Source organism: Desulfonatronospira sp., assembly GCA_003563255.1.
Taxonomy (GTDB): Bacteria; Desulfobacterota; Desulfovibrionia; order Desulfovibrionales; family Desulfonatronovibrionaceae; genus Desulfonatronospira.
Genome location: PWSL01000001.1, coordinates 1 through 5646 on the forward strand (window position 1 = coordinate 1; position 5646 = coordinate 5646).

A 5646-nucleotide genomic window follows, 5' to 3' on the forward strand; every position below is an offset into this window, starting at 1 on the left:
AATCGATTTATATTTCGAATTGAAAAAAAGAGACCCAGGACAAAAAAGTGAATATTCCGATTATAGCAGGGAACAACTTGATAAAAAAGGCATGGACATTAAAAACACACAAGACGGCTTTCGAATGTCAACTCAAGAGACAATCAACAATTATAAATCTAAAATATACAAACTTAATGATGAAATCAAAGATGCAATAGAAATCGGCAATAACGACAAAGCCCTCAAATTGAGAGCAGAAAAAGAAGCTATAGAAGATGGATTAAGTAAGGTCCTGGGACTTTCTGGTCGAATCAGAACTGTCGGTTCAGATGGCGAAAAAGCGAGGAAGAACGTTCAAAGAAGCATTAGAAGAGCCCTAGATTATATGGCTGAGAAAAAAGCTAATGAATTGAGTTCCTACCTAAATGCACATATTACAACTGGTGACGAGTGTTGCTTTAAAAAAGATCCAGAAACATCCTGGAAAATCATCAGGTAATTTTTTGCTCCACACAAAGGAGCATTGCTCCATAAAAAGTAGCGCCTGGATATTAAGAGGAAATATCCAGGCCCGAAGCTAACTGGACATAAATTTCGTCGCAAGGCGAATATCAACCCCGCAGGGGCTCTTTTCGGGCCGGCCTCTGCGGGGTTTTATTTTGGGAAAGGATGATGGCGCAGATTAGCCCGAAGCTGATGGAGCAAACCATCAAGGTATTTGAGAACCTATCCTGTGAAATGTGCTCTCAGGAAGACGCCCGACAAGCAGTGGAAAACATCTGCGGGTTTTTCCAGGTGTTGCAGGACTGGGACTCTATTGAAGAAAATGAAAAAACAGCGCTGTCCTCCCAAGCCAACAGGGGGGGAAAATGAATTTTCCCTCAGGCCCGTCCCACCCTTATCTTGCCCGTGCTCCTCCACCAATAGTCCAGGAAGAATATTGAGCTATAATAATAAAATACTAATAATTATTTTGGAGGAAAAATGAAAAATAAAAATAGTGAAAGTTCAAAGAATGCTGGGCCCGAGGTTACTAAGACTGAAAATAAAGTTAACCTGCTTGAAATTGCTGATTCGGAAACCGCTGAACCTTCTCTTGAGGTAATACGTCTTGGACATGATGAAGTCGCCCTGATCCCGTTTACAGCAGAAAGCGTTTCCGTCGATGTTCACTTCTGCCCGGAGCCAGAGATAAACAGCTATGTGCTCTGCAATGGTCCGGACTGTGTGTTGTGCAAAATAGGAAGGAAGCAGGATCAAAGGTTATTATTGCCAGTGTATCAGCCAACTGCAGGCTGCGTCGGCATTCTTCCAGTAAGCCGGTCTTTCAGGCCTTTCGCCCTTCTGCCTCAGATCCTTAACATTCTGAAAAATGGCAAAGCCATGGTGATGTTTGTGATCAGGGATGGGGCCAAATACTCAGTATCAACTGCTGAGCTGAAAGACGATGAGGATGCTGGTGAAACCGTAACAAAGAAGTTTGTTGAGGAGTATAATTCCGGCCTGCATAATCTTGCTTCAGTATATCCAACAATTGAAAACGCGCAGCTAGCCCGAATAGGGGAAATCCGCCGCATGCTTACACTGAAGGGTTTCAGTTGATGCAGGTAATAAGCGGTCTTGAAAGTCTGTCCGCCTTCCGGATTAAAAATGACGGAAGGCGGATACTTTCTCTTCTTGCTGAAGGAAAAGGGCGGTTGAAAATTGACTGGGCAGTAGGTGTCGGCAAAAGCAGCAACATCGACCAGGTGATTGAGGAGTCCGTCAATTCCGGTCAATACGACCTTGTAATCGCCCTTTTTCCAACCAGGCAGATCATAAATGAACGCAGCCTCGTGGCAAATCCTAAGGATACCATTAAAGTCGTTAATCTTAAGCCCCGTCCCAAAATACAATGTGGCGGGGATATAAACTGTCTTTGGGAGATTTTTGAGAAAAGAAACCTGGGAATGCTGGGCAGAAAAAAATTATGCGGCCATTGTCCTGAAAAGACTAACTGCAGTTGGACTAAACAATTTGGCAAGGCCCTCAGAGGGGTTCAGGTGATAATTGGAACCCAGGCCCACCTTGAACGCTCACCATATTTTCTCGGCCAGCTTGTTCAGTGGACAGAAGCCCGGAAGCCTTTAGTTATCCTTGATGAAGCAAATTTTATCATGAAGCCTTTTCAGCGCACTATTCTCCGGAAAGATCTAATAATTTTCCTGGATATAATTAAAAAAGTATCGGTCAAAAATATTTATGAGTTCAATCCATTTTGGGCATATCTTTGCGAACTCCTTATCAATGCTCAGACAACAGATTTGAGAAGTCCAGACTGGAAGATGCCCGTTTTCTCTCAGAAATGGGCTTTAGAGGTCCAGTCTTTAGGATATAATACTTACGGAAATGATTTCCATTTTTTAAGCTTTGATCTATCAGCCTTTGGGTTTTCACCCATTGAATCAAGGGAAAAGGCTCAGAATGGGGACATTAAATTTGCAGCGGTCCCGGATATTTCAATGGACTTCATAGTCTATAGTGGAACTGCCCACCACGAATTTTCCAGATACCGGCTTGGAAATGATTTTGCCAGCCCGTTTGAAAATTTCAGCTTTATCCACCCGGAGACAACATGGTTCAACATCGCTTCCAGATTAGGTGCAAAAAGATATTTTATCAAAAACTCATCTCAAATCTTGGATTTTTTTGCCCGCCTAATTGCCAGGCGGCTTCAAGAAGGAAAAAAGCCGCTTTTGATTGCCAAGAAGTGTTTTCTTCTTTTATGCGCCAGGGAACTTGAGGTCATGCTGAGGGAACTTGGGGTTGAGACTAGGATCATTTGTAATGAATTGCCTTCTGATACGAGCGAAAATGTCTACCATATCCCTCTTATAAATTATGGGATGATCGGCACCAACCTTTTTCAGGAATTTGAATGCGCTTATTGTCTAACCGGGTATTACGTACCTGAGGAGGCTGTTAACAGTATACTGCAGGACCTGCTGGGTTCGGATATGAATATCCCTCTGCATATAACCATTCAAGACAGACCCTGCAGGAGAACTGCCGGGGCATTGCACAAGGCAGACCAGGTATATGATATTCACCATCTTGCGCAACACGCCCTGAACCATCTGGAAATGGATACTGTCCTGCAAGCGGTCGGTCGTGTGCGCCCATATACCAAGCCCAGGGAGGTCATCACTTTTCAATGCGCCCAGCACCCTAAGCTTGAATACACAAAGGAATTCAACAATATCAGCGAGGCCAGGGATTATTTTTACATCCCTGATAGAAGGTCCGCCAATAAATTTAAAAGGCATGCTCAGATCAAAAAAGCAAAGGCTGAAGGGAAGACTCAGTCACAGGCGGCATCTTTTCTGGGTGTCAGCTTGAGAACTATAAAACGATACTGGAATTGAATCCAGGTGCCAGAATACCTTATTAATTATTTATAAGGACAAGTGGCACCCTATTTGGAGGCCCGATGAAATTACTGCCAAGCTGGACTGAACGGATAAGGGATGCTGAGTTTAAGCAAAGCGCCCACCTAATCAGTTACTGCATAAGAAAATCCACCTATTATTATTCCGCCAGGAAAAATTTTGTAGAAACATCCGAACAGGCCCAGGAAATGTTAGATTTTGCCTTGCAGCGACCCTTGTCCCATATAGGATTTGACGCAGAGTTCCGCTATGACCGCCCGGGCATAAGAATAGACAAAAACAATACTGTACATGATCCTCGGAGTATCAGACCTCTTCTGCTTTCCCTGGCAATGGTCGAGCCATGTGATGGTCAAAATGGACAGATTTACAGCTTTGTTATTGACTTTCGAAAACCTGAACTCCTTCCATTTCTTCGGCAATTATTTCGTATCCCAGTAACTTTCTGCGCACACTATGCCAAAGCAGAGTTATTATGCCTGTTAAAGTTGGGCCTTCCTGCACCGCATATATTGTGGGATACATTCATCTTTGAGAGAGCTGCAAGCCTGGGCCGCAATCATCGCAGCCATAAAGCATCAGCAAAAAATGATGAGATAGAGCAAATTTTAATTAAAAAAGCGGCGTTAGAAAATGAAAAGTTCAGCCTTTCGCTTGTCGCGACCTGTCAGCGTTATGGACTAAGTTACCGAATGGAGACCGGGAAGAAAAGGCTGCAAAAAACATTTTTAACTCATGGAGACAGTGATAAATTTTCAGAGGAACAAATTGCATATGCTGCCGAGGATGCCTTGGCTACCGCCCAGCTTTACCCCCAACAAATAAGTAAAGCTGTCCAGATGGATCTGATACATCATTGCTTAACAGTTGAAATGCCCTGGACGAAAACCAATGCACGTATAGAATGGCAGGGAGTAGGAATAGACTTGGTTAAAAGAGAGCGCTTGATTGAAATTATTAAAAAACACAAGGTTCGACTGGGTCAGCATCTTGCTGAAATCTACGGCATTCAGAACATTAACAGCCATAAGCAACTCCAAATTTTCTTCAGCAGCTGCGGCCTCCTGGACCATTTTAAAAGAAACGGTAAAATTAGTTTTGATAAAAATAATCTAAAGAAGAATGCCCATATTCATCCAGCAGTAGTTGTCCTGAGGGCCGCAAGAAGAGCTTCTGATTTGCTCACTGATAGAATATTGTCAACCGAATTTATCTCTGATGACGGAAGAATCCGGGCGGAACATAAGCAGCTTGGAACAGACACAGGCAGACAGACATCTCGCTGGCCCAATATACTCGGTCTGGACAGGATATTGCGCCCTCTGATCATACCAGAACCTGGTTATGGTATCGGAGAGGTAGACTGGAGCCAGGTGGAGGTGGGCGTTGCTGGCGCTGTTTACGACGACGGAGAACTGGTGAGGATGTTTAATTCAGGGGATGTTTATTCGGCCATGGCTCAGCATTTCTACCAGGACATACTCCCCGAAGAAGCTCTGCATCTTTCAGGCAAAGAATTCAAGGTAAAGTATAAACAGTACCGAAACGAAATGAAGTCCTGCACGTTAGGGATCATTTACGGCATTACACCCGCAGGCCTAGCCCAAGCCTTAAAAACATCCAAGGACAAGGCTGCTGAACTGCAGGAGCGTTTCATGGATATGTTCCCCGAATTAAAATCTGCCTTAAACAGCACGGCCCATTCTGGTATCATAAGAGGATATGCTTCAGGTATAACTGGATTGAAGCGTTTTAGGGCTAGATACGGCAAAGCAGGCCGCAGCGATGCGAACTGGCTGATTAACTATCCTGTGCAGGGAAGTGCTGCAGTGATCTTCAAGGCAGTCGGCAACCGATTAGATAGACTTTACCGAGTTTACGATGCCCGCATAATTATCCCACTCCATGACTCATTTGTCTTTGAGGCCCCGCTGGACATGATGAAGGAAGTTTCTGAGGTAACCTCCAGAGTCATGTGCGAAGTTTTGCAGGAATACTTTCCAGTATTAAAGCCCACTGTTGATGTTAATATTGCAAACCCTAAATGCTGGAACAAGGATGGTATAGATGACGAATTGGAACGTTGGATATCAGGTCTTGATGATATCCTGAACGTTTCTGCTAAATGACAGAGGGTGGTTAGAGGTAACTTGGTTCGGCATGAACTAGGAGATTTTACCTTACTTTGTTTATTATCCATCCTTGCCATATCAAAAAAGACATGGCATTTTTAATA

General features: G+C 43.8%; 4 protein-coding genes. All 4 read left to right on the forward strand.

The features are described 5' to 3' along the window. Nucleotides 1-481: hypothetical protein (locus tag QZP87_RS00005; RefSeq protein WP_291320875.1), on the forward strand; the 481-nt coding region annotated here is incomplete at its 5' end. Between the two features lie 485 nt (nt 482-966). Then, nucleotides 967-1584 (forward strand): hypothetical protein, encoded by a 618-nt coding sequence (locus tag QZP87_RS00010; protein WP_291320876.1) that lies wholly within the window; start codon nt 967-969, stop codon nt 1582-1584. Further along, nucleotides 1584-3386, forward strand: coding sequence for a helix-turn-helix domain-containing protein (locus tag QZP87_RS00015; RefSeq protein ID WP_291320877.1), 1803 nt, complete (start codon nt 1584-1586; stop codon nt 3384-3386). The genes QZP87_RS00010 and QZP87_RS00015 overlap by 1 nt, the downstream gene beginning before the upstream one ends. A 65-nt stretch (nt 3387-3451) precedes the next feature. Further along, nucleotides 3452-5539, forward strand: coding sequence for a DNA polymerase (locus tag QZP87_RS00020; protein ID WP_291320878.1), 2088 nt, complete (start codon nt 3452-3454; stop codon nt 5537-5539). The last annotated feature ends 107 nt before the right edge of the window (nt 5540-5646 follow it).